General features: G+C 45.9%; 28 protein-coding genes and 5 tRNA genes. 22 read left to right on the forward strand and 11 right to left on the reverse strand.

Annotated elements, in window-relative coordinates; genetic code table 11:
* Positions 1 to 16: 16 nt before the first annotated feature.
* Both BP97_RS0134505 and BP97_RS0134510 read left to right on the forward strand, forming a co-directional pair.
* The gene (locus tag BP97_RS0134505; protein ID WP_036747104.1) at positions 17 to 4,567 is read left to right on the forward strand and encodes a glutamate synthase-related protein; all 4,551 of its coding nucleotides are present in this window, start codon (positions 17 to 19) and stop codon (positions 4,565 to 4,567) included.
* A 197-nt stretch (positions 4,568 to 4,764) separates the two neighbouring features.
* On the forward strand, positions 4,765 to 5,760 hold the full coding sequence (locus tag BP97_RS0134510) for an aromatic ring-hydroxylating dioxygenase subunit alpha (protein WP_036747106.1): 996 nt from the start codon (positions 4,765 to 4,767) through the stop codon (positions 5,758 to 5,760).
* 8 nt (positions 5,761 to 5,768) lie between these two features.
* On the opposite strand, the gene BP97_RS0134515 is transcribed toward BP97_RS0134510, so the two are convergent.
* From BP97_RS0134515 to bioB, 6 genes are all read right to left on the reverse strand, one after another.
* Positions 5,769 to 6,086 (reverse strand): hypothetical protein, encoded by a 318-nt coding sequence (locus tag BP97_RS0134515; RefSeq protein WP_156043512.1) that lies wholly within the window; start codon positions 6,084 to 6,086, stop codon positions 5,769 to 5,771.
* A gap of 200 nt (positions 6,087 to 6,286) precedes the next feature.
* Positions 6,287 to 6,766 (reverse strand): hypothetical protein, encoded by a 480-nt coding sequence (locus BP97_RS38520; protein WP_051621243.1) that lies wholly within the window; start codon positions 6,764 to 6,766, stop codon positions 6,287 to 6,289.
* A 177-nt stretch (positions 6,767 to 6,943) separates the two neighbouring features.
* Positions 6,944 to 7,606 carry a bifunctional 2-keto-4-hydroxyglutarate aldolase/2-keto-3-deoxy-6-phosphogluconate aldolase gene (locus tag BP97_RS0134525; RefSeq protein WP_028553143.1) on the reverse strand — a complete coding sequence of 221 codons (663 nt, stop codon included), beginning with the start codon at positions 7,604 to 7,606 and terminating at the stop codon, positions 6,944 to 6,946.
* Positions 7,607 to 7,700: 94 nt separating this feature from the next.
* Positions 7,701 to 8,678 (reverse strand): sugar kinase, encoded by a 978-nt coding sequence (locus BP97_RS0134530; protein ID WP_036747110.1) that lies wholly within the window; start codon positions 8,676 to 8,678, stop codon positions 7,701 to 7,703.
* Positions 8,678 to 9,433, reverse strand: coding sequence for a 2-dehydro-3-deoxy-D-gluconate 5-dehydrogenase KduD (gene kduD, locus BP97_RS0134535; RefSeq protein ID WP_028553145.1), 756 nt, complete (start codon positions 9,431 to 9,433; stop codon positions 8,678 to 8,680). Before kduD ends, BP97_RS0134530 begins: the two co-directional genes overlap by 1 nt.
* A 178-nt stretch (positions 9,434 to 9,611) precedes the next feature.
* On the reverse strand, positions 9,612 to 10,604 hold the full coding sequence (bioB, locus tag BP97_RS0134545; RefSeq protein ID WP_028553146.1) for a biotin synthase BioB: 993 nt from the start codon (positions 10,602 to 10,604) through the stop codon (positions 9,612 to 9,614).
* A 900-nt stretch (positions 10,605 to 11,504) separates the two neighbouring features.
* On the opposite strand from bioB, the gene BP97_RS0134550 reads away from it, so the two are divergent.
* The 20 genes from BP97_RS0134550 (at position 11,505) to BP97_RS0134645 (ending at position 25,068) form a co-directional block, all read left to right on the forward strand.
* Positions 11,505 to 11,897, forward strand: coding sequence for a sigma factor-like helix-turn-helix DNA-binding protein (locus tag BP97_RS0134550; RefSeq protein ID WP_231506563.1), 393 nt, complete (start codon positions 11,505 to 11,507; stop codon positions 11,895 to 11,897).
* A complete protein-coding gene (locus BP97_RS38525; RefSeq protein WP_051621245.1) occupies positions 11,887 to 12,402 on the forward strand; it encodes a hypothetical protein in 516 nt (171 codons plus the stop codon). Before BP97_RS0134550 ends, BP97_RS38525 begins: the two co-directional genes overlap by 11 nt.
* A gap of 324 nt (positions 12,403 to 12,726) precedes the next feature.
* Positions 12,727 to 13,173, forward strand: coding sequence for a hypothetical protein (locus BP97_RS0134560; RefSeq protein ID WP_028553148.1), 447 nt, complete (start codon positions 12,727 to 12,729; stop codon positions 13,171 to 13,173).
* Between the two features lie 45 nt (positions 13,174 to 13,218).
* Entirely contained in the window at positions 13,219 to 14,268 is a 1,050-nt protein-coding gene (locus BP97_RS0134565; RefSeq protein WP_028553149.1) for a phage tail sheath subtilisin-like domain-containing protein, read from the forward strand.
* Between the two features lie 39 nt (positions 14,269 to 14,307).
* Entirely contained in the window at positions 14,308 to 14,751 is a 444-nt protein-coding gene (locus BP97_RS0134570; RefSeq protein ID WP_036747112.1) for a phage tail tube protein, read from the forward strand.
* A gap of 132 nt (positions 14,752 to 14,883) precedes the next feature.
* Positions 14,884 to 15,273, forward strand: coding sequence for a phage tail assembly chaperone (locus BP97_RS0134575; RefSeq protein WP_028553151.1), 390 nt, complete (start codon positions 14,884 to 14,886; stop codon positions 15,271 to 15,273).
* 169 nt (positions 15,274 to 15,442) lie between these two features.
* Complete coding sequence (locus tag BP97_RS39345) at positions 15,443 to 17,437, forward strand: tape measure protein (RefSeq protein ID WP_051621247.1); 1,995 nt, start codon at positions 15,443 to 15,445, stop codon at positions 17,435 to 17,437.
* Complete coding sequence (locus BP97_RS0134585) at positions 17,434 to 18,150, forward strand: LysM peptidoglycan-binding domain-containing protein (protein ID WP_028553152.1); 717 nt, start codon at positions 17,434 to 17,436, stop codon at positions 18,148 to 18,150. Before BP97_RS39345 ends, BP97_RS0134585 begins: the two co-directional genes overlap by 4 nt.
* Complete coding sequence (locus BP97_RS0134590; RefSeq protein WP_028553153.1) at positions 18,147 to 19,160, forward strand: XkdQ/YqbQ family protein; 1,014 nt, start codon at positions 18,147 to 18,149, stop codon at positions 19,158 to 19,160. The genes BP97_RS0134585 and BP97_RS0134590 overlap by 4 nt, the downstream gene beginning before the upstream one ends.
* 46 nt (positions 19,161 to 19,206) lie before the next feature.
* Positions 19,207 to 19,605 carry a DUF2577 family protein gene (locus BP97_RS0134595; RefSeq protein WP_028553154.1) on the forward strand — a complete coding sequence of 133 codons (399 nt, stop codon included), beginning with the start codon at positions 19,207 to 19,209 and terminating at the stop codon, positions 19,603 to 19,605.
* On the forward strand, positions 19,595 to 20,005 hold the full coding sequence (locus BP97_RS0134600; protein ID WP_028553155.1) for a DUF2634 domain-containing protein: 411 nt from the start codon (positions 19,595 to 19,597) through the stop codon (positions 20,003 to 20,005). The genes BP97_RS0134595 and BP97_RS0134600 overlap by 11 nt, the downstream gene beginning before the upstream one ends.
* Positions 20,005 to 21,054, forward strand: coding sequence for a baseplate J/gp47 family protein (locus BP97_RS0134605; RefSeq protein WP_028553156.1), 1,050 nt, complete (start codon positions 20,005 to 20,007; stop codon positions 21,052 to 21,054). Before BP97_RS0134600 ends, BP97_RS0134605 begins: the two co-directional genes overlap by 1 nt.
* Position 21,055: 1 nt before the next feature.
* Positions 21,056 to 21,625, forward strand: coding sequence for a putative phage tail protein (locus BP97_RS0134610; RefSeq protein ID WP_028553157.1), 570 nt, complete (start codon positions 21,056 to 21,058; stop codon positions 21,623 to 21,625).
* 18 nt (positions 21,626 to 21,643) lie between these two features.
* Entirely contained in the window at positions 21,644 to 23,005 is a 1,362-nt protein-coding gene (locus tag BP97_RS0134615) for a pyocin knob domain-containing protein (RefSeq protein WP_028553158.1), read from the forward strand.
* 11 nt (positions 23,006 to 23,016) lie between these two features.
* Positions 23,017 to 23,259 carry a hypothetical protein gene (locus tag BP97_RS0134620; RefSeq protein ID WP_028553159.1) on the forward strand — a complete coding sequence of 81 codons (243 nt, stop codon included), beginning with the start codon at positions 23,017 to 23,019 and terminating at the stop codon, positions 23,257 to 23,259.
* Positions 23,260 to 23,271: 12 nt separating this feature from the next.
* The gene (locus tag BP97_RS0134625) at positions 23,272 to 23,625 is read left to right on the forward strand and encodes a hypothetical protein (RefSeq protein ID WP_028553160.1); all 354 of its coding nucleotides are present in this window, start codon (positions 23,272 to 23,274) and stop codon (positions 23,623 to 23,625) included.
* Positions 23,626 to 23,627: 2 nt separating this feature from the next.
* Entirely contained in the window at positions 23,628 to 23,882 is a 255-nt protein-coding gene (locus BP97_RS0134630) for a hypothetical protein (RefSeq protein WP_028553161.1), read from the forward strand.
* Between the two features lie 15 nt (positions 23,883 to 23,897).
* Positions 23,898 to 24,098, forward strand: coding sequence for a BhlA/UviB family holin-like peptide (locus BP97_RS0134635; protein ID WP_028553162.1), 201 nt, complete (start codon positions 23,898 to 23,900; stop codon positions 24,096 to 24,098).
* Between the two features lie 5 nt (positions 24,099 to 24,103).
* Complete coding sequence (locus BP97_RS0134640) at positions 24,104 to 24,331, forward strand: hypothetical protein (RefSeq protein ID WP_051621249.1); 228 nt, start codon at positions 24,104 to 24,106, stop codon at positions 24,329 to 24,331.
* Entirely contained in the window at positions 24,328 to 25,068 is a 741-nt protein-coding gene (locus tag BP97_RS0134645) for a peptidoglycan recognition protein family protein (RefSeq protein ID WP_028553164.1), read from the forward strand. Before BP97_RS0134640 ends, BP97_RS0134645 begins: the two co-directional genes overlap by 4 nt.
* A gap of 107 nt (positions 25,069 to 25,175) precedes the next feature.
* On the opposite strand, the gene BP97_RS0134650 is transcribed toward BP97_RS0134645, so the two are convergent.
* From BP97_RS0134650 to BP97_RS0134670, 5 genes are all read right to left on the reverse strand, one after another.
* A tRNA-Arg gene (locus BP97_RS0134650) sits at positions 25,176 to 25,252 on the reverse strand.
* Positions 25,253 to 25,259: 7 nt separating this feature from the next.
* Positions 25,260 to 25,333, reverse strand: a tRNA-Gly gene (locus BP97_RS0134655).
* Positions 25,334 to 25,353: 20 nt separating this feature from the next.
* A tRNA-Pro gene (locus BP97_RS0134660) sits at positions 25,354 to 25,430 on the reverse strand.
* A gap of 7 nt (positions 25,431 to 25,437) precedes the next feature.
* Positions 25,438 to 25,520, reverse strand: a tRNA-Leu gene (locus tag BP97_RS0134665).
* A 4-nt stretch (positions 25,521 to 25,524) separates the two neighbouring features.
* Positions 25,525 to 25,599: transfer RNA gene (locus tag BP97_RS0134670), tRNA-Gly, on the reverse strand.
* Between the last annotated feature and the right edge of the window lie 4 nt (positions 25,600 to 25,603).

Consider the following 25,603-nt stretch of genomic DNA (forward strand, 5'->3'; position numbering starts at 1 on the left):
CCTGCTGACCACAAGAATGAATGAAGTAATGCGCAATGAAGGCCGTTTTCAGAATCTGTTAGGTACCGAGCACGACAGCTGCGGTATCATTTGCATCGTAGAGAAGGACGGGTTCCCATCCCGCGATAACATTCGGAAAACGATTGAATCCCTTGTCAAAATGGAGCATCGTTCGGGATTTATTAACGGCGAAGGGGACGGATGCGGTATTTTGACCGACATTCCAAGAGCCCTGTGGGAGAAAAAACTGAATGAAGCCGGACTTGACGGCAAGTTAGCTTACGAGACTCGCTTTTCCGTTGCCCACATTTTTGTTCCACGCAAGCTTGACATCTCCGTAGCTGACATGCAAAAAGGTATTCGCGAGCTGTTTGCACAATTTGGCGTTTCTATTATATTGGAACAAGAAAATCAAGTAGACAGCAGCGTGCTTGGAGAAAACGGCCGTAACGACGAGCCGACCTTCTGGCAAATCGCCGCTCTATGCGACAAGCAGGAAGTGGTTGTTGCCGATCATCTGTTCGAGCTGCACGTAGCTATCGAAGCCCGCTACAACGTTCACGTCGCTACACTCAGCAACGTAACCGCAGCCTACAAAGTCATGGGCGCCGCCAGCATTCTTCCTAAATATTATAACGATACTCGTGACCCTCTATTTGCAGCGCAAGTAACTATCGGTCACAACCGTTACTCCACCAATACACAATCCAGCTTTTTCCGTGTTCAACCGTTCTCTTTGCTCGGTCACAACGGAGAAATTAACACCGTTAAAAAAATGCGTCTCGAAGCAGACATGGTCGGCGTACAGTTAGTTGAGAGCGGAAGCGACTCCCAAGACATGAACCGTACGATCGAAACCTTCATCCACCGCTTCGGCATCAGCTTATTTGAAGCGATGGAAGTCGTGTTCCCTCCTATTATTAATGAAATGAAACAATTCCGTCCGGAATTACAAGACCTTTATGTATATTATCGTCAAATCTGGGGTCACTATGCTCAAGGCCCAGCAGGTATCGTCTCCCGTTACGGCAATGAATGTATTTTCAGTGTCGATGCGCTTGGTCTTCGTCCAGTTTGGATGGTAGAAAGCGATACATCGTTGTATTTCTCCTCCGAGCAAGGCGTTATTACTGTAGACGAAATGGTAGCCGATCCAAAACCGATCGCTCCAGGAGAAAAAATCGGTGTCATTCTGACACCAGGCGAGCATGTTCAAGTGATTCCTTACTCCGGAGTTCAATCCTTGGCCTATGAGCGCGCAAGCAAACGTGTTGATTTTACAGGCATGCGCAAGCATTTGAAAGATGGATTGCCGGTTGTAGACGCTGCTTCTCAAGACGATGCTGTCGTTACCGATGCTCTGTACAGCGCATTTGGTTGGGATCGCGAAGGAATCCAAATGATCGAAACAATGTCCGAAACCGGTGCAGAGCCGATTCGTTCGCTTGGTCATGACGGCCCGCATGCATGTATTAACTGGGAACGTCAAAACATTCCTGATTTCATCAAAGAAAGCGTTGCGGTAGTAACAAATCCAGCGATCGACCGTGACCGTGAGATGGAGCATTTCTCCACCCGTGTCGTTGTCGGCCCTCGTCCGATTGTGTACGGTCAACCGGATCAACGTCTTCGCGTTGAACTGTTAACTCCGCTTGTGCTTGAAGGCAGCAACGGTGTCGATTCCTTGGCTGAGCTTGGTCAACCTAGCTTCGAACAGCTTCGTGCCATGTTCACGGCTCAAGGCGATAATGCCGTAGCGACGCTGTCTCTTACATTTGCTCGCGGAACATCCTTGAAGGATGCTTTGAATCAATTGGCTACCGATGCGGTAGCAGCTGTTAAGAACGGTGCTGTACTGTTGATTCTCGATGATGCAGATGCACATCAAAATGATCGTTTATTTATGGATCCGCACCTTTCCGTTTCCAAAGTGGATATCGCACTTCGTGCGGAAAAATTGCAGTTCGGCGACAACCTTCGTCGTCAAACGACGGTTGTACTTCGTACCGCTGCGATCCGCAACCTGCATGATATAGCTGTTGCTTGCGGCTTGGGCGTTGATATCGTATCTCCATACTTGCTGTTTGCAACTTCCGCTATGAAGAATGGTGCGCCTGCAGCACGTAAAGTGTACACTGCTTTAACTAAAGGCTTGGAAAAAGTTATTTCCACTATCGGTACTCACGAGTTGCGCGGCTACACCCGCTTCTTCTCGTCCATCGGCTTGAAGCCTGAAGTATCTGATGTGTTAGATATCGTGAACTATCTTGGTAGTGAAGCGGCCGGTACTGGCTTTGCTGAATTGGAAAAGGACGCTGAAGCTCGCTATACCGACTTTACGAATCCTAAAGCTAAAGCGGGTCGTAACTTCCACTTCTTCCAACGTATGTGGAAGGCGCTCGGAGAGGCTGCTGCCGGAACGGCTCCTTATACCGATTACCGCGATAAGCTGCGTGAAGAAGAGAAACGCAATCCGATCTCGATTCGTCACGTTGCTGACTTCAATTATGATTTGGCCCTTCAAGAAGGCCGTAAGCCTCTTGATCCATCTCAAGTCGATATCGGTATCGGCGGTCATGATTTGCCTATGCTGATCTCCTCCATGTCATTTGGTTCCCAGAACGAAACTGCGTTCCGCGCTTATGCGGAAGCCGGTGAGCGTCTGAACATGGTTACCATGAACGGTGAAGGCGGAGAAATTAAAGATATGCTCGGCCGTTACAAAAGAACACGCGGTGCGCAAGTCGCTTCCGGTCGTTTCGGTATCAACGTAGAGCTGGCTAACGCCGTAGCTTTCCTTGAAATCAAAATCGGTCAAGGCGCTAAACCGGGCGAAGGCGGTCACCTGCCGGGCTCCAAGGTTACAGCTAAAATCGCTGCTGCACGTAACGCGACAATCGGTTCCGATTTGATCTCGCCATCCAACAACCACGATATTTATTCTATCGAGGACTTGGCACAAATCATCTCCGAGCTGAAAGAAGCAAGCGGCCGTAAAGCCAAAATTAACGTTAAGGTTCCAGTCGTTCCAGGTATTGGTACGATTGCGGTCGGTGTTGCCAAAGCAGGTGCGGATGTAATCACTTTGTCCGGCTTCGACGGCGGTACAGGTGCTGCACGTATCCACTCTTTGACACATGTAGGCTTGCCTACTGAAATCGGTACGAAATTGGCTCACGTAGCCTTGATCGAAGCCGGCTTGCGTCATAAAGTCGAGCTGTGGTCCGACGGCGGCTTGAAATCCGGTGCGGATGTAGTGAAAATGATGATGCTCGGTGCTAACCGTTGCGGATTCGGAAGTATCTCCATGCAGGCTATCGGCTGTACAACATGCCGTGGATGTCACTTGGATACTTGTCACGTAGGTATTGCAACACAAATTGACTCGATGGAAGAAGCGGAAGAAAAAGGTCTTCGTCGTTTCGTACCACGAGTATTCGATACAGCAGTAGACTCTCTCGTTCGTCTGTATGGAGGAATGGGCCAAGAAATTCGTGAAATCGTCGCTCAGTTGGGCTTCTCCAGCGCACAAGAGCTGGTTGGACGTTCCGACCTGCTGCAGCAAATCAGCTGCCAGGATAAAATTGACTTGTCCGACATTTTGCGTCCGGCTCCACTTTCCTTCGCAGCAGCGCATGAAGCTCAGCAAGAAGCTGCAGCTACGATATCCTCTGATATTCGTATCGCAGCAGGCGCTGAAGGGCAAGAATTCTTCCCGGATTCCTTATCCTTCGACGCTCCGGTTACTCGCAGATGGTCTAAAGTGGACGCGGAATCCCGTATTCTCGGAAGCCGCTATGCAAGCCATCGTGTAAGAGACCGCTTTGACGGTAGCTATGATGAATTGCCTCCAGTATCGCTTACTTTGACTGACGGTTCCGTACCAGGTAACGGCTTGGGTGCGTTCAACGCACGCGGCGTTGACATTACGGTACACGGCGGCGCTGAGGACGGCGTAGGTAAAATGTCGTTCGGCGGTAAAGTTGCGATCCTGAAATCACCAGGCAGCCACGGTCAGTTCATTAACGGTTCCGTTGGTAAATCGTTCGGATACGGTGCTCAAAAAGGTTTGTTCCTGATTCAAGGCAATGCAGATACTCGTGCTTGCATCCGGTTCTCCGGCGCAGACGTTGTATTTGGCGGCGAGATCACTTCTCCGTTGGAGGATGAATTGGGCGGACTTGCAAGCCGCGCGAACCTGAAAGGCTTTGCCTTCGAATACATGACCAATGGTCGTGCTGTAGTACTCGGTGACCCAGGTCCTTGGATTTGCGCAGGGATGACTGGCGGTGTTATTTATCAACGCCTTAATCCTGAAATGGGTATGAACGAAGCGGCAATTGAACGCCGTATCGCAAAAGGCGCGAAAGTAAAAATCGAGAAAGTCGGCCCGCAAAGCATCAAAGATCTGAATGAGCTGCTCGGCGCGTATCGTCAAGAGCTTGCTGCATCAGGTCAAACAGAGGCTGTTGCGAAAGTAGATCATCTGCTCGCTAATCTCGACACCAGCTTCGTCCGTATCGCTCCGGTTAACCTTCAAGCTGACCAATCGGTCGCTACAGAGTAATCAGACGATTATAAGAACTTATATAATCCCATCAGAACCTTCGCGTTCTGGTGGGATTTCTTTGTTTATGTTTCGAACGAAGCATTTCGGTATAATGATTATATAGACAGCGGATGGTAAGATAGAAGTCCTATGAGGAACGGACACAATGACTAATTTTAATCCGGATCAAGCTATATATAAGGAGGTGCAGTGGGATGGTTGACGAACACTACAGAATTGCTCGAAAAGAAGATCATGAGGTATTCCCCTGTACTTGGTATGCGATTGGTTGGGCAAGGGAATTGAAAGATAAGCCTATCAAAAAACGGCTGCTCGGACGGGATCTCGTCCTATTTCGAGATCAACAAGGCACAGCTCATGCGCTTCATGCTTACTGTCCACATAGAGGAGCCGATTTATCTCTTGGCCGCTGTGACGGCGGTCTGCTGGAGTGCGCGTACCACGCGTGGTCTTTTGATGGCACTGGAAAGTGTCTGGACATTCCGGCTCATCCTGGCCGCACTATTCCTGCTTTTGCTAATACGAAGTCTTATCCTCTTATAGAAAGTATCGGTCTGCTTTGGATCTATCCAATGACTAGAGATCAGCTGGAGAGCGAGCCAGAGCCACTAAAACTCATTAACCCGGTCTTAGAGAATCAGGACTATGTAATGGCACCTTACGATACCGTATGGCAGGCTCATTTAACGCGGGTAGTAGAAAGCGTTCTAGATGTCGCCCATGTTCCAATCGTTCATAACAAAACAATCGGTAAGAAGTCCCCGAAGGAAATAACCATAGAATTTGAAGCTGATGATAACCACATTCGAATTCGTAACGGCGGCGGTATTCTGCATTATGATTTTCCGCAGCAATGGCTGCTTACCCCTGTTAAGACGGAGGGAAGCCAGTTCATCAATTTTGTTACTTTCACACCGATCGAACAAGAGGTAACCGCGATTTACGGGCTTGCAGGGAGAAATTTTGCCAAGTTTCCCGGCATGAACTACGTTTTCTCCAGATACAGCAGTAAGGTGCTTAAAGAAGATCAAGGGATCGTTGAGAGTCAGCATCCCCGACCGATCCCCGATGCTTTGAGAATGGAAGCTCATGTGCCTGCGGATGGTCCCCAAGTGAGGTTCAGGCAGCGCTGGTACCAATTTTTGACGAGCGATGAACCGAGAATCGTGGTTAGCGAAGCAAAAGCTTAATCATGTAGTTACATTGCCTCCTTCCAAGCTTCATAAAAGCTTTTGATACTTTCATAACGATCTTCTGGAAGAGATGCGGCAGCTTTGCTGGCAACATGGTACAGTGGCTCTGAAGCTCTCCAATCGTTTAGCTCTCTACTTCCATTAGCAAGAAAAACGAAAGCTACCGCTCCCATTGTATAAACATTTGTCCGCCAATCAATTAAGCTTCCGCGAATGTATTCCTCTGGGGCCATAAAACGGCTGGAGCCGAACAATCGGTCTTTCTCCAGTATAAAAGCTCCTCTAGTGTAATGATCGAAATATATGGCTTTGCCCGCCGGCATGATTAAACATATAGGAAATTTTACCAAAAATATAGACTTTATACTTATCCCGCATTTATATTAGGATTATAGGGAGCTGAAATTAGCCCCCCTCTATTTGCAAGCACCCATCTATGATCTGAATGACACCATTAAGGTGTCTTTTTTTATTTTCATTAAAAGCATCTGGAACAAAAAAAGCGGTGCCTAAGCCCGCCTATTTACTTCCTATTCAATTGCATAACAAGAGTAATGCCTATCCCAGCTACAATCAGCACTCCGGAGATAATGGCAATAGCCAACTCCAGACCAACATTACTTTTCGTTCCAATGGCTATCGTCTCACCGAGCGTTTGTTCGTCGAAGGAACTAGCTAAACCGGTATTACCGCACAGCATGGGACGCAATTTTCCATTATCGGTCCCCACGAAAATAATGTATTCCTCTCCAACTTGAAACTTGGTCCAATAATTCTGACTTAACGTAACGGTTTCGTTCAGATCCCCCTTCCATGCTTTAAGCACATGAAACTTTAGCTTGTCATTCGTTTCCGATAACAGCCTCCCTTTAAAAACAAGCTCGGAATAGCCCATCTCTTCCTTTGGTGCCCGGGGTGGTGCGCACGATAGTGCCGATGCGGAGGGAATGGAGGCTCCCCAAAACAATACTAACGCAATCAACAACCCAATCCATTGCTTCATTTGTTAAACTCCCCTTCATCAAGGCATTTTCAAATATCTTCCTGATGTGCTTTATAACGAAGGTTGGCAGAACTATGTTGCAGCGGAGTTCACTTATTGATAACTTAAGGTATTATTTCCTTGAAAAAAGAAGCCATAGCTCTTAAGGGAGCCATGGCTTCTTTAACTCTGTTGCTATTATTGTTTAGCCGCGCGATAAGCTTCAATGTATTGAGCTGCTTTTTTCGCTACAAGGCTGTAATTACGTTCTTTAACCGCTTCGGTAGTCAGGTCGGAACCGATACCTACCGCAACAGCTCCTGCTTTAATCCACTCAGCCAGATTGCTGAGAGATACGCCGCCGGTAGGCATAATGTTAGCCTGCGGCATAGGCCCTTTAATCGCCTTGATGGTCGAAGGCGAGTACAGGTTGCCTGGGAACAGCTTCACGATGTCTACGCCAAGCTCCAACGCTTGTTGAATCTCGTGAACCGTCATAACCCCTGGCATAACAGGTACACGGTACCGATTACACAGTGTTACTGTAGCTGGGTTCAACGAAGGTCCTACGACGAACTCGGACCCGCTTAGAATTGCTGCGCGCGCTGTTTCTGGATCCAGTACTGTACCTACGCCAATGATAGCGTATTTGGATGGATCCTGCGTCGTGCTGGAATATTTCTTCGCAAGCGTCTCGATCGCTTGCAGAGCGAATGGAACGGTCATCGTAACTTCGATGACCTTAATGCCGCCCTCGATGGCTTGTTCAGCCATCTCTACAACTTCTTCCGGAGTCTCGCCACGAAGTACCGCAACGACACCTTCCGTTGTAATTTGCTGAAGCAGCTTTAATTTTTTCATATATGGTTTCTCCGTTCCTTAGCATCTAGTTTGAAGCTGATCAATGAAACAACAAGCTGTAAGCGACAGTCAGTCCCTAAACGTATACCTAGGCTTAGCGCTCTACGTGCTTCACATTGTTCAGCACAGCCTCTACTTGCTCCCAAGTCGGGATACCTTCCCAATCGCCTTCCATTTGTACAACCATGCAGCCGATTAAATTGCCGAGGCGAACAGCTTCAACATGGCTGTAGCCCTTCAACAGACCGACGATAAACCCAGCGCAGAAGCCGTCTCCGGCTCCAACCGTATCCACAACTTGCTCCGCCTTGAAATACGGCACAGCAGTAACACTGCCCTTCTCCACCACATAGGTTTCATCGTCTCCACCCTTGACGATACTGACCGCGTTCAATTCACCCAAACGCTGAATAATTTCGTCAAAGCTCTCCGTTTGATACAGCAGCTTAAGCTCGTCCAAACCAGGCAGGAAGTAATCCGCTTCCTTTGCCATATCGAGCAGCACGTCGCTCGCTTCTTCGATGGACCACAGCTTCAAGCGCAGATTCGGATCGAAGCATACTTTCACGCCATGCTTGCGGGCAAGGCGCATAGCTTCTTTGGCAGCTTCACGGCAGGATTCACTTAGTGCCGGTGTAATGCCGGTAACATGCAAGTATTTAGCCTGCTTGATGTAATCCTCGTCAAGATGCTCCGGCTTCAGCGTGCTTGCTGCCGAGTTTTTGCGGTAGTAGTATACCGATGTTTTACCGGATACGACTTCGCGGAGCATCAGCCCTGTAGGAGCATCCGTCGTCAATTCAGCACGGGATACGTCCACGCCTTCGCCGCGAATTTTTTTCAGGATCATCCGTCCGAACGGATCTTTGCCCAGTCGGCTGAACCAGCCTACACGATGACCAAGACGAGCAACGCCGATTGCTACGTTGCTTTCAGCACCGCCGAACAATCCTTGAAACTGCGATGAATATTCGATTCCTTTGGAGCCTGCCGGCATCATGAGCGCCATCGTTTCCCCAAAGGTAATGATCTCCGGTTGAAACATTTGAGTGGTACCCTGTTGTGCCGCCATTACCGGTTCATCCATCCGCCGTCAACGCAAAGCACGTGACCGTTCATGTAATCGGAAGCTGCGGAAGCCAGGAATATTGCAGGACCTTGCAAATCTTCCGTAGTGCCCCAACGAGCTGCTGGAATACGAACCAAAATTTGCGAGCTGCGCTCTTCATCTGCACGCAATGCGGCAGTGTTGTCCGTGGACATGTAGCCTGGAGCAATGGCATTAACTTGAATGCCTTTGCTTGCCCATTCGTTAGCCAATGCTTTGGTTACTCCAGCAATAGCATGCTTGGAAGCCGTGTATCCAGGAACGTTGATTCCGCCTTGGAAGCTCAGCATCGAAGCGATGTTGATGATTTTACCGGAGCCTTGCTTGATCATCTCACGGCCTACCAGTTGGCACAGGAAGAAGGATGCGTTCAGGTTCAGGTTAATCACATCGTGCCAATCTTGTGCCGAATGCTCAGCAGCAGGTGTACGACGAATAATCCCTGCATTGTTAACCAAAATATCAATTTTACCGAACGCGTTCAGCGCTTCGCTAACTACGCGCGGATATTCTTTTTCATCGGACAAGTTCGCAACGACAGTATGAACTTTACGGCCCAGAGCTTCAATTTTTTCTTGAGTCTCTCTATTGCGGTCATTGCTCGTAACAATCACGATATCTGCGCCCGCTTGTGCTAATCCCAAAGAGATTCCGCCACCAAGACCTACGGCACCACCTGTTACGATAGCTACTTTACCGGTCAAATCAAAAAAATTCATCTCTACACCTCGTTTAAACGTTTTATATAATAACAAAACCCCAGTTCCTGAGGTTGTCCACACTTATTATTATAAGTGAAGTACCCCCAATGTGCCAGAGCGCCTCTGAAAATTTCATCATCATTCTTTCATAATTGGCCATTTTTCGATATTTCTTCACCATTAGGGATTTTCCCACTTACAACGCGCATAACTCAATTTCGAAACCGAGATCTTCAATCATTCGCTGATCTTCAGCAGCTTCCTGACCCGATGTAGTCAAATAATCGCCAACGAATATGGAATTCGCCGCGTACAGTCCTAGTGGCTGCAGTGACCGCAAATTGACCTCTCTTCCCCCTGCTATCCGGATTTCTTTGGAAGGATTCATGAACCGCATCAGAGCGAGCACCTTCAGGCATTGTCGTGGATTCAGCTCCTTCAGGTGTTCCAATGGTGTCCCGGGAATTGGATTCAAAAAGTTTACCGGAATCGAATCCGCCTCCAGCTCACGAAGTGCGTACGCCATTTCAACAATCTCCTCGTTCGTCTCCCCCATCCCCACGATACAGCCGGAGCAAGGCGACATCCCTGCTGCCTTTGCCTTCTTTACCGTTTCTTGACGGTCGTCATAAGTATGTGTCGTAGTAATCCTGGGGAAACGGCTGCGGCTCGTATTCAGATTGTGATTATATCGGTCCACTCCGGCATCCTTCAGTCGAACCGCCTGCTCCTCAGATAGAATGCCCAGGCACGCACATATTTTCAACGGCATTGTAGATTTAATCTCCTGTACGGCTTCAATGAGCTGATCGAGCTCTTTGCTTGTAGGACCTTTTCCGCTGGCCACAATGCAGTATGTACCAACCTTCATTTCCAAGGCTTTGCGTGCACCGTCTAACAGCGTGCTTTTCTCGAGCAGTGGGTATTTCGATATCGTCGCTTTGGATACTATCGATTGCGAACAGTAGCCGCAGTCCTCTGGACACAGTCCGCTTTTCGCATTAATAATCAAGTTGAGCTTCACTTTGTTCCCGTAATAATGATGTCTTACCTGATATGCGCTATTCATTATCGCCAATACTTCATTGTCATCCGCCTCTAGCACGGACAAGCCTTCCTCCATCGTTAACGGCTGCCCTCTCAATGCTTTCTCAGCCAACGTAGTCCAATCCTTATGTATTGCTTCCATGAGGTCCCTCCCGATCTCGCATTCAGCTTCATTGCTTTCAATTTCGTACATCTTACGATATTCATTTTTGTACAACTTCAGTTAATTGTCAACCATATAATTAATATTCTGGTTGACAATAAATACGTTATTAAGCAATGTCCAATCCCGCTAAAAAGTGAACGCTCCTTATAAAGATAAGAACAAAAAATACGAACAGTACTCTACCATTTCAGTAAAACGTTCCTTTGGTGAATCAAGAAAACACCTTAGCTAGACTCTCCAAAAAAACCATTGGAGATAAGTTCAACAAAATGAAAACAAGCGAATTCAGCCGAAAAAAGGCGAATGAAGAAGTCTTAATTCAAAGAATCTCCTATCGAAAGCACTCTCTCTTTCACTAAAACGATCATTTCCTTCTTGCAATCGGAGCTGGAAGAGATTAGAATAATACGCGAACACATACGAACATTTGTTCTTGTTTTATTGTATGTGTTTGTACTACCTTTCGGGACTTATATCATGAACCTACAGCAGAAACTAGAAAGGAGTTGGTTGTTTTCATGTCCTGCCGCGACCTTAAAGATTCATGATTAAGGGTGCACAAACAAAAAAGGATCGACAGCGCTAACTGTCCATCCTCCATCGGGAATTGTACCCGATTCTATTTGGTGACACAGATGGTTGCACCCATTCTGCGTCGTCTCATCGCCCAAGCTTAGACCAAGCTGTCCAACTGCAAGACTCGCTCTTTACAAGCAAGATCAAGAACAGGCCCTACGTCCGTGCTATAGCGATTCGACCGCTTTATTATACCATAACATCCTCTAGCCGGAACAAGTAGCAATTATAGCGCTTCACGTTAATAAAAAGATTTTTATCGTTTTAACTACTACTTGGAGGTGTTTTTAATTGGGTAAAGTGAAAATAGATCTACTCAAAGGTGAACGAAACTATTCAGAGAAATATGCTCTCATTGATGCCAAAAGCATTGCTATGCTGCTTCGTGATGGTCATCTTATCCGATCCCGTACCTATTATGCCGGTGATTATGCCGGAGTCGACATATTGACTGATTTGCAAACAGCCATGAAATCAGCATCGCTTACTCCCCGTCAATCCGAATCGATAGCTTGGGTGTATGGACATGATGTTACGCTGGATGCCGCAGGAACCCTGATGGGCATTACGAAGCAAGCTGTTCGTCACGCGGTGACTACCGCTACTGAGAAAATTGCCGCGGTTTTTAAACAATGGAATTACAGCGAAACAAACGGTGACCTGTTGAAGGAGGGTGAAGCCATTGCACAATGAGCCATTGGATTTCCACCTCGAAGTAACTAAACTTCTTCAATTACGCATCATAGACCGTTCTTCCCGAATGGAGACGGTCCAAGCACTGATTGAGAGATATTGGGAGCAGGCAGGGAAGTCGCCGGATTCTGCGCAGCTAGAGCGTTTAACCGACTATATCTTACAAGAAGAGCTGCAGGACCCGGATCCGTACAAAATGTCCCACAATGATCATCCGATCATGAGCGCTTGGCAGTATGATCTGCGCCGCCAGAGGGAATCGTCACTCAAAATTGCCGAAGAAATAGGCTCTGACGGCAAGCGTTACAGTGCCCCTCATCGCCGTCGCCGCTCCAAAGTAGAAATGCTTTTCATGGACGAACAGGCTCGAATCCGCAATGCTCAGCGTGCTTCCCAATATGCGAAAGCTACAGAAGCCGGACCGGTAGTCACCTATCATTTACGTGACCTCGGCGGAACTTTGAATGAAGCTCCTTTCTCCGTTGAAACCCTCACCAAAAAATAATTACTTTTCCCCTTTTACTTTTGGTTCATCTCAAACCTATACGTTATGAAGCGGTTGATGATAAGCCGCTAGGGTTGACCGCCGCTGAAAGCATGGCGAGTGTCGGTCCCCTCTTCTGCAGATAGGCGGCAACAAAGAGTTCCTTTTTGTCCGACTCTGCTGATCTTCATTTAACTACCCACAATAAAACAAGGAGGTGCCGCTTATTCTTTCAATAGAGAGAAACGTTAAGCGTCATTTGCAGTCCGAGCTTTGTCGAGGAGATCCATGGGTGTATTCACTGGAGCTCCGCTATGGAATTGGCTGTATAAAAGGAGGGATGATATGTCGATCCTGACCGAGTTCAACTCCATCGAAGCCTTTCTGAAGACGGTGCTTCCTGACGTCACTGTGACTAAGCATGAGAATCCGGCAGCCCCCTCTCCACACACACTGCTGCTTCGCTTGAATAGCGATGCTCGTCAGTCAGAGACGAATCTGCTCGTTCGAACCGAACGGGAATATTCCCTGCAATTATGGTCAGGCAGCGCAGAGGAAACGCTCGAGACGTTGGACAGGCTCAGCACCGCATTGTATCAAACTCAGCTTATTCCTGTACTGGGAGCTGCGCGGTTTATAAGGGTCCGATCATTCGCTTTCAATCCAACATCTTCGATTGACCCTAACCTATACACTTATACCGGTATATTACGAACCGAGGGGCGCCAAGCCCGAACCCAGGAATCATACGAAAAGATCCAACATGTATATGCACAGCAAATTACACTTTAAGCTGCGCATTTCCTATACATCAACTTACTATTAGGAGGTTTTACAATGGCTGGAGGCAGTTGGGATATTACATCTTTACCGGTTCGTCCGGGTCTTTACATCAATTTCAAGGAAGCGGCGACAGCTCAAATTTCTGGAGGAGCGCGTGGAATCGTTGCGATTCCGCTAACTTCTTTTAAAGAGGGTACAGCGGTAGCTAAAACCTTTTACACAGTGAGCAATGAAACAGAAGCCTTAAAGCTGTTCGGCACCGACCATATTCAGTCCATTCGATTCGCACTTCAAGGCGGGGCCAAGTATATACTCGTATATACTCTTCCTGATTCGGCTACAGCTGCGGATTATGCTGAGATGCGCACTGCTTTCGATACACGTCCGTTCAATGTATTTGTGTTTGACGGGGAGTATAGTTCGGAGGAACAAGCTGCACTAAAAGCTTGGGTCGCTGCAAACCGGGACGAAGGCAAGCATTTCATGGCTGTTATCGGAGGAAATGCAGCGACGGATGCAGATTCTGTGCAGGGTAATTCCCGCTCCACACTGAACAGCGACATGTACATCGTCAACCTGATCAACGGCGTATCCATTAATGGCACTAATTATACCTCCTCGCAGTTTGCGCCGTTCATTGCCGGCCTTATTGCTGGCTCGACGATTAATCGTTCCATTACGTATGCACCTGTTAGCGTAAACGATGTAACCAAACGTATGACCAACTCGCAAATTAAGGATGCTCTTCAAGCAGGCTCTCTCGTCCTCACTCACGATGGAGAGAAAGTGAAGATCGAACAAGGCCTGACGACGAGCAAGCATAAAATTCGTGCCATTCGCACCCGTCAAGCCGTAAGCACCGACATCACCAAGACAGCTAACGATTCCTATATCGGCAAAATTGACAACAACGAGGATGGACAAGCTGCCTTGATCAGCGCTGTCAAAGCCTATCTTGAAACTCTAGCCGCGTCCAACGCTATTGCTGAAGTAGATGTCATCTTAGACCCCCAACATGCCAGCAAGGGTGATTCTGTGTACCTCTCCATCAGTTACCGAGAGGTAGATTCAATGGAGCGTATTTTCTTAACGGTAACTATTTAACACATCAATCATTAATCTACTAAAGGAAGGTGTATATCAATGGGTTTGTTAGACGCAACCAGAACAATTCAAGGCAGCTTCGGTGAAATTTGGTGTGACGGTGAATGGCTGTCCAACTTTTATTCCGGGGAAGCAACTGCGGAAATTGCATACGAGAAAATTAAACGCGCAGGCACCCGCAAAGTCGGTAATAAAGCCGGTACTATTGAACTGTCCGGTACTATTAAAGGTTATAAAGTGACATCCGAGCTGGCTCGTAACGTCTCCAGGGTCATGAATGACGGTGTCGGGGCTATGGTTACCCAGTTAACCATGAAGCTCGCTGATCCCGAAGCATATGGCTACGAACGTGTCGTACTGAAGGGAGTCCAATTCACTAAAATTGACATCATGAAGTTTGAGCATGGCGCAATTGTCGAGACAGAATGGCCGTTCGTCTTCGATGATTTTGAATGGCAAAATGCCATTCCGAAGCAAAGGTAGCTCCTTGTAGCGCTTACTTATTGAGATTAGTGCCTTTTTTTCTTCACTCCCCCTTTCCTATACCTGCAGGGATCTGGCGCCAGACGTCGGGTTCCTCTTTTTTAATAACTACACATTTTGGAGGTTAAACTCATGGACGCATTGCAAGCTTTTTTAACCGCGGATTTACATATTGAAAAAGATATATTCCTTCAGCGCCTCAATGCCTCGTTGCGTATCAAATCGATCGATTCCGCGTCTTTGGATCAGGCTCGTGAACAAGCCACTTTTAGCGTAGGATCAGGGAAAAAGAAAGAACGTGAATGCGATAACGAGAAGTTCAAAGCTATTCTTATTACCAAAATGATTGTAAACCTCGATTTCGGAAATCCCGATCTCATGAGTAAGTACGGCGCCACTGATAAAGTGGACTGCGTACGCAAAGCGCTTCTTCCTGGTGAAATCGAGCGTATCGTTGATGCTGGCCTAACGTTATCCGGCTTCGGCGATACGGACGAGACCATCGAAGAGCTAAAAAACTAATTCGGTCAGGTGGTGTACCGTTTCTGGCACATGCAATATTTCAACGCCACCACATCCCACCTGACGAATTTTACGCCAAGCCCTATGAAGCACGTATGGTCATGCTCGTCTCCATGCTCGTGCAGCTCGAAGATGAGGAACGTGAAGTGAAAAAAGGAGGTGACAGGTAGTGGACAATGTAAAGGTCACGATTACGCTTAACGATCAGTTTACAGGTAAACTGCAAAAAATCTCAAACGAGCTCATCAATCTCGAACGAACTACGAAAAAAGTTTCAACTGCCATCGAAAGAATGACCCGCTTCAATGAAGCTGCTGCAACTTCCTTCAAAAAACTAATGGATAAAGCAACGAAATCATTTTCGGAAATCAATCGCAGTTCCTTGTCCAACGCGACCTCCAAAGTCAAGCACCTTACCGATCAAATGAACAGCTTAACCCAAGCCGCTCAACAAGCGTCGGCTGCTGTGAAAAATGTTTCGAACTCAGGCTCAGGCAGCAGCGGTTCGGGTAAAAATGGCGGGGCACCTTATTCTGGCTTAGGCACAAAGGTCAAAGATACAGCGAAAAAAATAGCCAAAGGAACCTTTTCAGCAGCAAAGTGGATTGGGCAAAAGGGCATAGCTTTAGGCAAATTCGCGGTTTCAGAAAGTATGCCGGGTCTTCAGCTCTCGTCAGATACCGAACAGGAAAATATAGCCTTTGCAGCACTGCTTAATAGCGAAGAAAAAGCCAAGAGCTTTAACCGAGAATTGGTGAACTTCACGAACGGTACCCCATTCGAGCTTGCTCAGATACGAAATGCATCTAAACAGCTTCTTTCCTCTCAAATGGAGCCTGAAGATGTAAAGAAGACAATGAAAGCTGTCGGCAACGCGGCAACGGGAAATGGTACAGGCAGTAAGGGCTTTGAGGACATTACGGGTGCTTTGAGCAGAATGAGGCTGGATGGCAGCGTGACCGAGAAGGAGATGCTGAATTTGGTTTCCTCAGGTATCCCGGCTTGGGACATACTTGCAACCAAGATGAACAAAACGACCGAGCAAATCAAAGCCATGACCAAAGCAGGAACCTTGCCAGCGACGCAAGCCGTAAATGATTTGGTAGACAAAATGAATCAAATGTCCCCTGAGGCTATGGATAAACAAGGGGCTACGCTGGCAGGGCTTTTCTCTGTTATTAAAAATACGTTCAACTACGAGCTCTTGGAAAGATGGGGTGACGGTATTTCTAAGGCCCTCCAGCCCCGTCTTCAACAGCTTGTCACGTGGATCAACAATAATGGTGCGACTATAGCCAGATGGGGCCAGACGATTCAAAACTGGGCTTTTTCCATTACCAATAGCCTGTCTTCGAAGTTTGAAGGGGTTTTTACTTATATACAGCAGAAGTATTTGAATAATTCTTTTTTTCAAAAGCTTACTCCTCCATTGCAAATCAGCTTTGTTATTTCAGATCTTTTAAGCAATTTTAATAAATGGTTATCATCTGGAGGGAGTGAACAAATAGAATCCATTACAAAAACCATTACTGAATCTATTTCCAATGGATTAACAGTAGCAATCGCTCCCCTCTTTGTAATTGCCTATAAATTAGGCGTAAGTATAGCTAGCGGACTCATTCTAGGTTTAAAACAAACCATTGCCAATCACCCTGGAATGTCTGTTCTTATTGGGGCTGCTACAGGAGCCTATGTAGGAGCAAAAGTCGGTAAAGGCTACGGTGCGCTTATTGGAGGTGTTGTAGGCGGTGTCGGAGGGGGACTTACGAGCTATTTTGCCAAAAGATCGATTGAACGTGAGAATTCGATAAAGCCAGAGGATTTCATAAAAAACCTAAATGATCGTTCAAATAAACAAATTCCTAGTGCAGCGCTTAATCCCAACGCTACAATATCAGACATACTATCTTACTCCGGTTTGCCAAACGATGGCTTACCCGGCGAAATTTTTGATTTCCCTAGCATATCAGATAGTCAATTTAATGGTAATCTTGAACAACTACTTGGTGATAGCCATCACTCAGACAAGCCATGGCGCAACAATCAAACCGGCTCTTTACCGATTACTTTCAACTTCAATTATCATGGTGAGCGTATGGGCGAGAAAGAAATTGACGAAATGATGGGCATCTTTACGCGGAAATTGGAGGCGGTAGCACCATGAGCAACTTGTCCATCTGGTTATCGTTCAATAACGACGCTGAACGTTTCCAACTTCCCGTTAATCCCGAGGCCATTAAAGTATCTACAACACGCGGCTACGAGGATATAGAAGTAACGCAGCTTGGTGAAATCACGTTGATCGGTAATGAAAAGCTGCGGGAGTACACCTTCTCCTCCTTTTTTCCGAAAATATACAACCTGTCCTATTGCGAGTACGATGACAGCAGTAGGAACAAATCCCCTTGGGAAATTGTCCAACTCATCGAGAAATGGATGTCCAGCCGACAGCCGATCCGCTTAATGGTAACAAGCTTATCACCGGATCCTAAGGACATGGCAGCTCTCCCTAAAAGCACCTTAGAATCCAACGTCGTTAATGTACCTGTAACCATCCGTTCTTTTAATTACGAGGAGCGTGCCGGTCATGTCGGAGACCTCTATTACGAACTAACCCTAAAGGAATACCGTTTTATCGAATTCAAAAGACTTTTAAAAGATGGCGATACATCGTTTAAGGAAGAAACTGAACGCCCGGAACCTAGGATAGCACCGGAAACATATGAGGTACGGTCAGGAGATACCTTATGGCATATTGCCCAAAGAACCTTAGGCTCTGTTGATCAATGGCGTCATATTTATGAAATCAATCAGGAACTCATAGGTCCGAATCCTAACCTCATATATCCTGGCCAAGTGCTGGTGATAAGCGAATGACCATTCAAATTTTGTACAATGATGATTCCTACCTTGATCCTATCGTCAATTCTATCACCTGGTCAGGAGACATTTCTCAAACTCATCGAAAACTGGAGGTATCGCTATCCAATACTACTAATGGTACGGAACAAGCAGTTCCAATCGAGCTTGGAAGTGAACTAAAGCTCATAGCCGATGGGATGGAATTGTTTCATGGTATCATTTTTCAGCACCAAATCGACGCCCAAGGAAAAATGTCGATCACAGCCTACGATGAGAATATATATTTGACCAAAAACACAGACACCAAAAAATTCATCAATATGACCGCTTCTGCTATCATTCGTGAGCTGTGCTCTAGTTTCGAAATTCCTATTGGAGATATTGCTGATACTAAATATGTCATTCCCAAGCTGATTCTAAGAGATAAAACTCTACGTGATATGATGATAACTGCGCTGACCGAAACGCAAAAACAAACGGGTGAGCGCTTTTTGTTGTCCGCTAAACAAGGCTTCTTACATCTAATCAAACGTGGTGAAAAAAGAACCGATTGGATTATCGATAGTTCAACGAATCTGTTTGGAGCTTCTTATTCCCAATCTATCGAAGACATGCACACTCAAATTAGAGTCATAGGTGGCGACGAGGACAAGAACCCCATCGGCGCATTAGTAACTTCTCCTTCATTGGGACACAAGTACGGTGTGATGCAGCATCTGGAGCACGCCAACTCCGATATGAACATGTCCCAGATCGTCCAAATGGCAGAGCGCCTCGCACAAGATCTCGGAAAAATAAAAGACGAAGCCCGTGTAGAATCAATTGGCAATGTAGAAGTAACTGCCGGAAGCGCCATTTACGTTCGAGATCCTATGACTCGTATCGTTGGCGCTTTTTATGTTATTACCGATTCTCATGTATTTGAAAAAGGCTCTCATCGCATGAGCCTCACCCTATCTGGAGATGAGGGGTTACCACAAATAGATTATGAACAACCTAACGAGCCAGATCAGGAACACGGTTAATCTTAATAAAAAGCGTATCTCCAAAGTTAAAAAGGAGCGATGCAAAATGATAGAAGGCTCGAATGCAAGCAAATTTGCGCAATTAATAAAGAAAATCGGCTTCAACGAATTCGACCGACTAGACTTGGCTACTATTATTTCCGTATCTCCAGTTCTTCGCATTCAAGTCGACAATATGAAGATCGAGCTGGATGCATCAGATGTGATAGTGGCCGAACACTTAACTGACCACGAACGAATCGTGACGATAAAAAGTGATCTAAAAAGTGATCCCGATAGCATAAGTGAACTTGATAAAGGACTCTCTTCCTCTGATGATATTGAGAATGCGATCCTCACCGTTAAATCCCCTTTGAACACAGGTGATCGCGTGATCGTAGCTTCCGCTAACAGTGGCCAGTCCTATGTCATTTTAGATAAGGCGGTGATTTACCGTGGCACTTAGTCCTCTTATAAATCCACAGGAGCGAACCATCACAGTTTCTAAGAAAGCAAAACCTTCCAGAACCTATTCGCTGGAGTTCGATAATGGAACCATTGGTGAGCTTATCGATGGGACTGCCGCGCTTCGGCAGTTTATTCGTAAAGCTTTGGCTACTCCAAGATATCGGTATTTAATCTATAACGATCAATATGGATCCGAAGTGGAAAAGCTCATCGGTCAGGACCTGCCTTTGGCGCTCTTGCAATCCGAAATACCAAGACTAATCAAAGAAGCTCTCATTTACGACGACCGTATCAGGGATGTTTACGGCTTCGAAATTCGTCGTGAATTCGATACGCTATATATATCATTTTCCGTTTCAACTGTAGTTGGAACTATTCAGGAGGAGGTGACCCTTTAATGGCCTATGAAGAACAGACCCAATCCGCCATATTACAACGAATGCTGGATGCGACATCCGCTACGATCGATAAACGTCAGGGAAGTGTAACCTACGATTTGCTCTCACCCGCTTCTATTGAAATGGCTATGGCCTATATGGAACTGGACAATGTCCTAAAACTAGGCTTTGCCGATACAGCATACGGTCCTTATTTGGATTTACGCTGCAGTGAAATTGGAATTGAGCGAAAATCTTCAGTCAAAGCATCGGGCAGCTTGACCTTCAACGGACCAGACGGAACCATCCTCCCAAAAGGAACTGAAGTATCGACAGGTGGAAATGCACCTGTTTATTTTCTCACTACAACAGATGGAACTCTAAGTGGGGATTCCATAGCCATTCCGGCTGAGGCCAGATCAGGAGGAGCCACCGGTAATGTAACTATCGATGCGGTTAAACTTGTCCTTGGCCCGCTTAGCGGCGTAGTGAAAGTCAGTAACAATGCTCCTTTTAACGGGGGCATCGATACAGAATCGGATGCAGACTTACTTGCGCGATATATGGAACGCGTCCGTCGTCCTGCAACCTCTGGTAATGCCAATCAATATCGCCAATGGGCACTTGAAATAGCCGGCATTTCTGACGCCAAGGTTTACCCCATCTGGAACGGTAATGGTACAGTGAAGGTCTCTTTGCTCGACATGAATAAGCGTGCACCGGAAGACTCAAAAATTGCAGAAGTAGCCAATTATATTGATTATGTACGTCCTATTGGTGCAACAGTAACCGTCGTTGCCGCCACGGAGATTAATATCCATGTGAGTGGGAGCTACACCTTAAAGGAAGGTTCCACACTAGAGGAAGCACGCTCCCAAATAACAAAAGGGTTAACCGATTATTTTAAAACGCTCGCCTTCCACGATCCCATTGTTCGTTACACACAAATTGCTAATATTTTATTGGCAGCTGACTCTATCGTTGATTATAGCGAGCTCACTATCAATGGGGGAACAACTAATATTACTATTCCGGATGGCAGTGTCCCAGTGGCTGGGACGGTGATCTAAAATGAGAGATTACCCACTCGTTCGAATGAGCATGGCTGATTATATGCCTAATTATTACAGGGACTCTCTGGTTGTTGATAACTTACTCGATCGCGAAGCATCCTTTATTGCTCACATAAACACGGAAATGAATGAAGTACTGGCGCAATTTTATATCGATACGGCAACATGGGGACTCACGCATTGGGAACGAATTTGCGGGATTAGAACCGACTCTACGAAGCCAAACGATCAGCGCCGATCCGTCATAAAATCAAAGCTGCGCGGCATCGGGACAGTTACAGCAAAACTTATTAAAGATGTCGCTGAGGCTTATGTAAACGGAGAAGTTGAAGTAACAGAGAATAACACACTTTATCATATTACGATCACGTTCATCTCTACCCGCGGAATCCCCGCCAACCTGGATGATATTCAGGCTTCACTTCGTATGATTATACCGGCACACATTGGCATCAACTTTGAATTTACGTATTTGTCCTGGCAAGAGCTTAATGCTTTAGATTGGACTTGGGATGACCTTGATGCACGAAAGCCCACCTGGAATGAATTAGAGACCTATAGACCGTAACGAAACGGAGGAATGAATATGCCAGTTGTAACACCACGCCTAGGGATAAAAAAGCCATTAGGTAATGAGAATGTAACTAGAGAGGCATTTAACGAAAATTACGATATTATCGATGCCAATGCTGCTAAGAAAACCGAAGTGGATGCTGCTTCAGCCGCCGCTACTACCGCTAAAAACGCTGCTTCAGCCGCTCAGAGCACAGCGAACAGTGCTCTAGCTCGGGCGAATGCTAGCTTACCGAAAGACGGTAGCGAAGATATGACTAGTCACCTAACATTACAAAATGGAGCCGGATTTTTTGTAAGGAAAACCGATGGTAACCGTGGGAATGCGCTATTGCACCGAACTACGGGGAATACAATCGTTTTAGGCGATGATTCCGAGGTTGTATATACTTGGACCGGTCAAAGATTCTGGCATGAAAAAAACTTAGTTATAGGTAATGCATCTGGAAATATTCCTCAAAGGGATAGTAACGGCAGACTCTTTGCAAATGTTCTTGCAAGTACAGATACTAGGGAGGTAAACTCCCCACCAAATTATTACCCAATGGGCGTGCAAGAGGAATTCAAAAGAGGTAGCGTTATCGGCATACCAATTGAAACTTGGCTACATGTTAGAACTATACGTCCATGGACTGATGATAGCGCAGGATGGACTTTTCAAGAAGCTTACGGAACCCAAACAGGAAAAAAATATGTGAGACGTGGAAATAACACCACATGGCAAGCTTGGGGAACTGAATGGGATTCTACTAACGATGGGAATGGTAGCGGGCTCGATGCTGAATTGTTATGTGGGATGACTACAAGCGTTAATTCAGAAGGAAATACAATTGTTGCAAGAACTTCAAGTGGTTCAATAAATGCAGATACCCTATACGCTTCTTCTGTAGGTATCGGCGTTCCAGTATATGCCAAAAATCCAGCAGGGGAAATCAGACTTTATCCGTTTAATGATGGATTTGATTATATCCAAACAAAAAATGGTTTAAAGCTTACTGGGTTAGATGGTCAAAAATCGTCTAAATTTTCTTTAGACACCAATCAATTTCTATTCAACGGTGAGATACAGCCTGTATTCAGATTCAGCAACGGATACCTAGAATATCTTACAGAAACTGGTTGGCATTCAACTGGAGGCATCAAAAAAGTGCAACGCGGGCTTTACACCCATTCAACTGGTGATGAACGTACTCAAACTATAGGACAAGTAAACCCTGATAAAGCTTATATCATCATTTCTTATACTGGCGAATATTCCACCTATGCAATTAACTCCGATATTAGGGCGAGAATTTCCAGCTCTACCGAGATCGCATTTTACAAACGTTCTACAAATCCAGTTGAATTGCAATGGCAAGTAATAGAGTTCTACTAGGTGGTGATTCCATGTTTAAAAAGGTTCAACGCAATAATTACAACATATCCAGGTCTCAAAGCAAGGTGCCTATAGCGATACAAGCCGTTAATAGAGACAAGAGTGAATTACATGTAACTTGGAGTGGTGAAGCAGATAATAGACACATTCGCGGCGATGTTCAGATTTCATTCATAGATAATACGACTATACAAATATACAAAAATTCATCTTATGAAGTTGAGGTTGCTTGGGAAGTTGTCGAATACTTTTAAGAGGTGAAAAGCATGACTAATGAAAAACTAGAAAACGGAATAAATCCAAATGGCAAAGGTAGCGAACAAAATCATAGTCCATTTGAAGTAACGCGTCATTACGCTTTTATAAACGAAAATAAAGTTTGTTATGCAATCAGCAGCATAACAGCTGATCTTCCAGAAACAGAGGAATGCATCCATTTGGAAGAAGGTTATACCATCAATACAGGAGACAAGTACATTAATGGAGTTTGGAGTCCAGCCGCAGTAGAGCCGTCGCCAGATGAACCGTCAATTTTTCAAAGACTCGAAGCAGAAAACGCTGAGTTAGCAAAAAAGAACGTGGAATTATGGGAAATCTTAGTTTCGCAGGGGGTTATTTAATTATGGAGACTACGATCTATCCAGCACTAGTTAGTGGTTATGCAAAAACGATATATATCGACGGTACGAGGACTTTTCCAAGTATCATACCAGTCTATGTAGATCATGTTAAAGAGTATGCCGCAACAGGCCTTGTAAACGGCTCAAACTATTATCCGGCTTTCAAAGGCTATTCACTCTCTCAACTCGAAAATGCTTTATCACAAGGTCGAATTTCACAGGATGAGTTCCAAGACACAATCGCACTGATATCCTAAGGAGGTGGTAGTGTGATAACCGACGAAATTCAATACTTTTTAACACAAGGACCCTTTGCGGTCCTTTTTGTTTGGTTGCTCATTTACGTTATGCGCGCGAACCGAGAACGCGAAATGCAAATGCAATCGATATTGGAGAAATTTAGTGAAAAATATGATGTTATTATTTCGGAGGTCCGGGATATTAAAACACGGATACTCCACGAAATGGAGTGATCTGTTTGGAAAATGACATTTTAACATTAGCTGCCCTAGTAGCTGCCTATGTCGGCGTCGTAAAAGGGATTGGACTAAATGAAAAATACACTCATTTCGTAGCCTTACTTGTTGCAGCAGCCTTTATTCTTGTTCCTGAACAAGTCCAGCAGGCTATTATCAAAACCAGTATCATTGGGTTGACTGCAAGCGGGGCTTACAACTACACAAAGAAACGAAGCGATATCCAATGACGTTCAAGATGAAATACGAGATTATTCCGCGTTATTTACCCGGAACAGTGACAGCTCCCTCTGTTCGTAGATCATGTCTACCCATCCATAAAGTTCACTTCATGGTAGCCCACGACACAGGAAATCCTTCCTCTACCGCTTCCGGCAATGTTGCCTATTACACTCGTTCTGCCTACGAAAGAGACCAAGAAGCTTCTGCCCATCTTTTTGTAGACGATAAGGAAATCATTGAGTGCATCCCTTTCCTTACCTCAGACTCACCAGAAAAAGCCTGGCATGTGCAATATAACACCTCAATTGATAATATGATCTATGGATTTGATGCCAATGATGCTGCAGGCGGAATTGAGCTTTGTTACGGCGGTTCCATCAATTTGTCCGAGGCTTATACTAGATATGTATGGGTCATGGCATATGCTTGTTATCGCTTTGGTCTAGATCCTGTTAAACATATCACCGGTCATTATATCCTTGATCCTACACGTAAAGTAGATCCGAAAAATGCTTTTTCTTTGCTTTGCATTTCTTTTGACGATTTCATTCAGGATGTTGCATCCGAATATCGTGAATGTACCATGGAGGAACAAAAAATGCTGGAAAAAGGAGTTGCAGAAACTATCATCAATACCTGGATCTCTCCTGCTTGGTTTAAAGCGAATGGGAATAATGAACAGCAAGATTACCTTCATTGGCTGGCCAACGAGCTGCGTAAAGCCGCTGGCACTCCAAACGATTAAGAGAACTCTCTATAGTTGCTGATATTAACAAAAAGCCCATTAGGCCTAACTCAGAAAATAAAACTCACAAAAAGCCATCCTTTTAGGATGGCTTTAATTTACGTAAATGGCGTCCCAGGAGGGATTCGAACCCCCGACCAACGGCTTAGAAGGCCGTTGCTCTATCCAGCTGAGCTACTGGAACAAAAATATGGAGCGGGTGATGGGAATCGAACCCACGCTACCAGCTTGGAAGGCTGGAGTTCTACCATTGAACTACACCCGCTCGATGCTATGAATAAATTATGGTCGGGATGACACGATTTGAACATGCGACCCCCTGGTCCCAAACCAGGTGCTCTACCAAGCTGAGCTACATCCCGAAGATTATGGTGCCGGTAGAGGGACTTGAACCCCCACGGTTTCCCTCACGATTTTGAGTCGCGCGCGTCTGCCAATTCCGCCATACCGGCTTTCTGGAGCGGAAGACGGGAATCGAACCCGCGACCCTCGCCTTGGCAAGGCGATGCTCTACCGCTGAGCCACTTCCGCAAAA

It is taken from the genome of Paenibacillus sp. UNC451MF (assembly GCF_000686845.1).
Taxonomy (GTDB): Bacteria; Bacillota; Bacilli; order Paenibacillales; family NBRC-103111; genus Paenibacillus_S.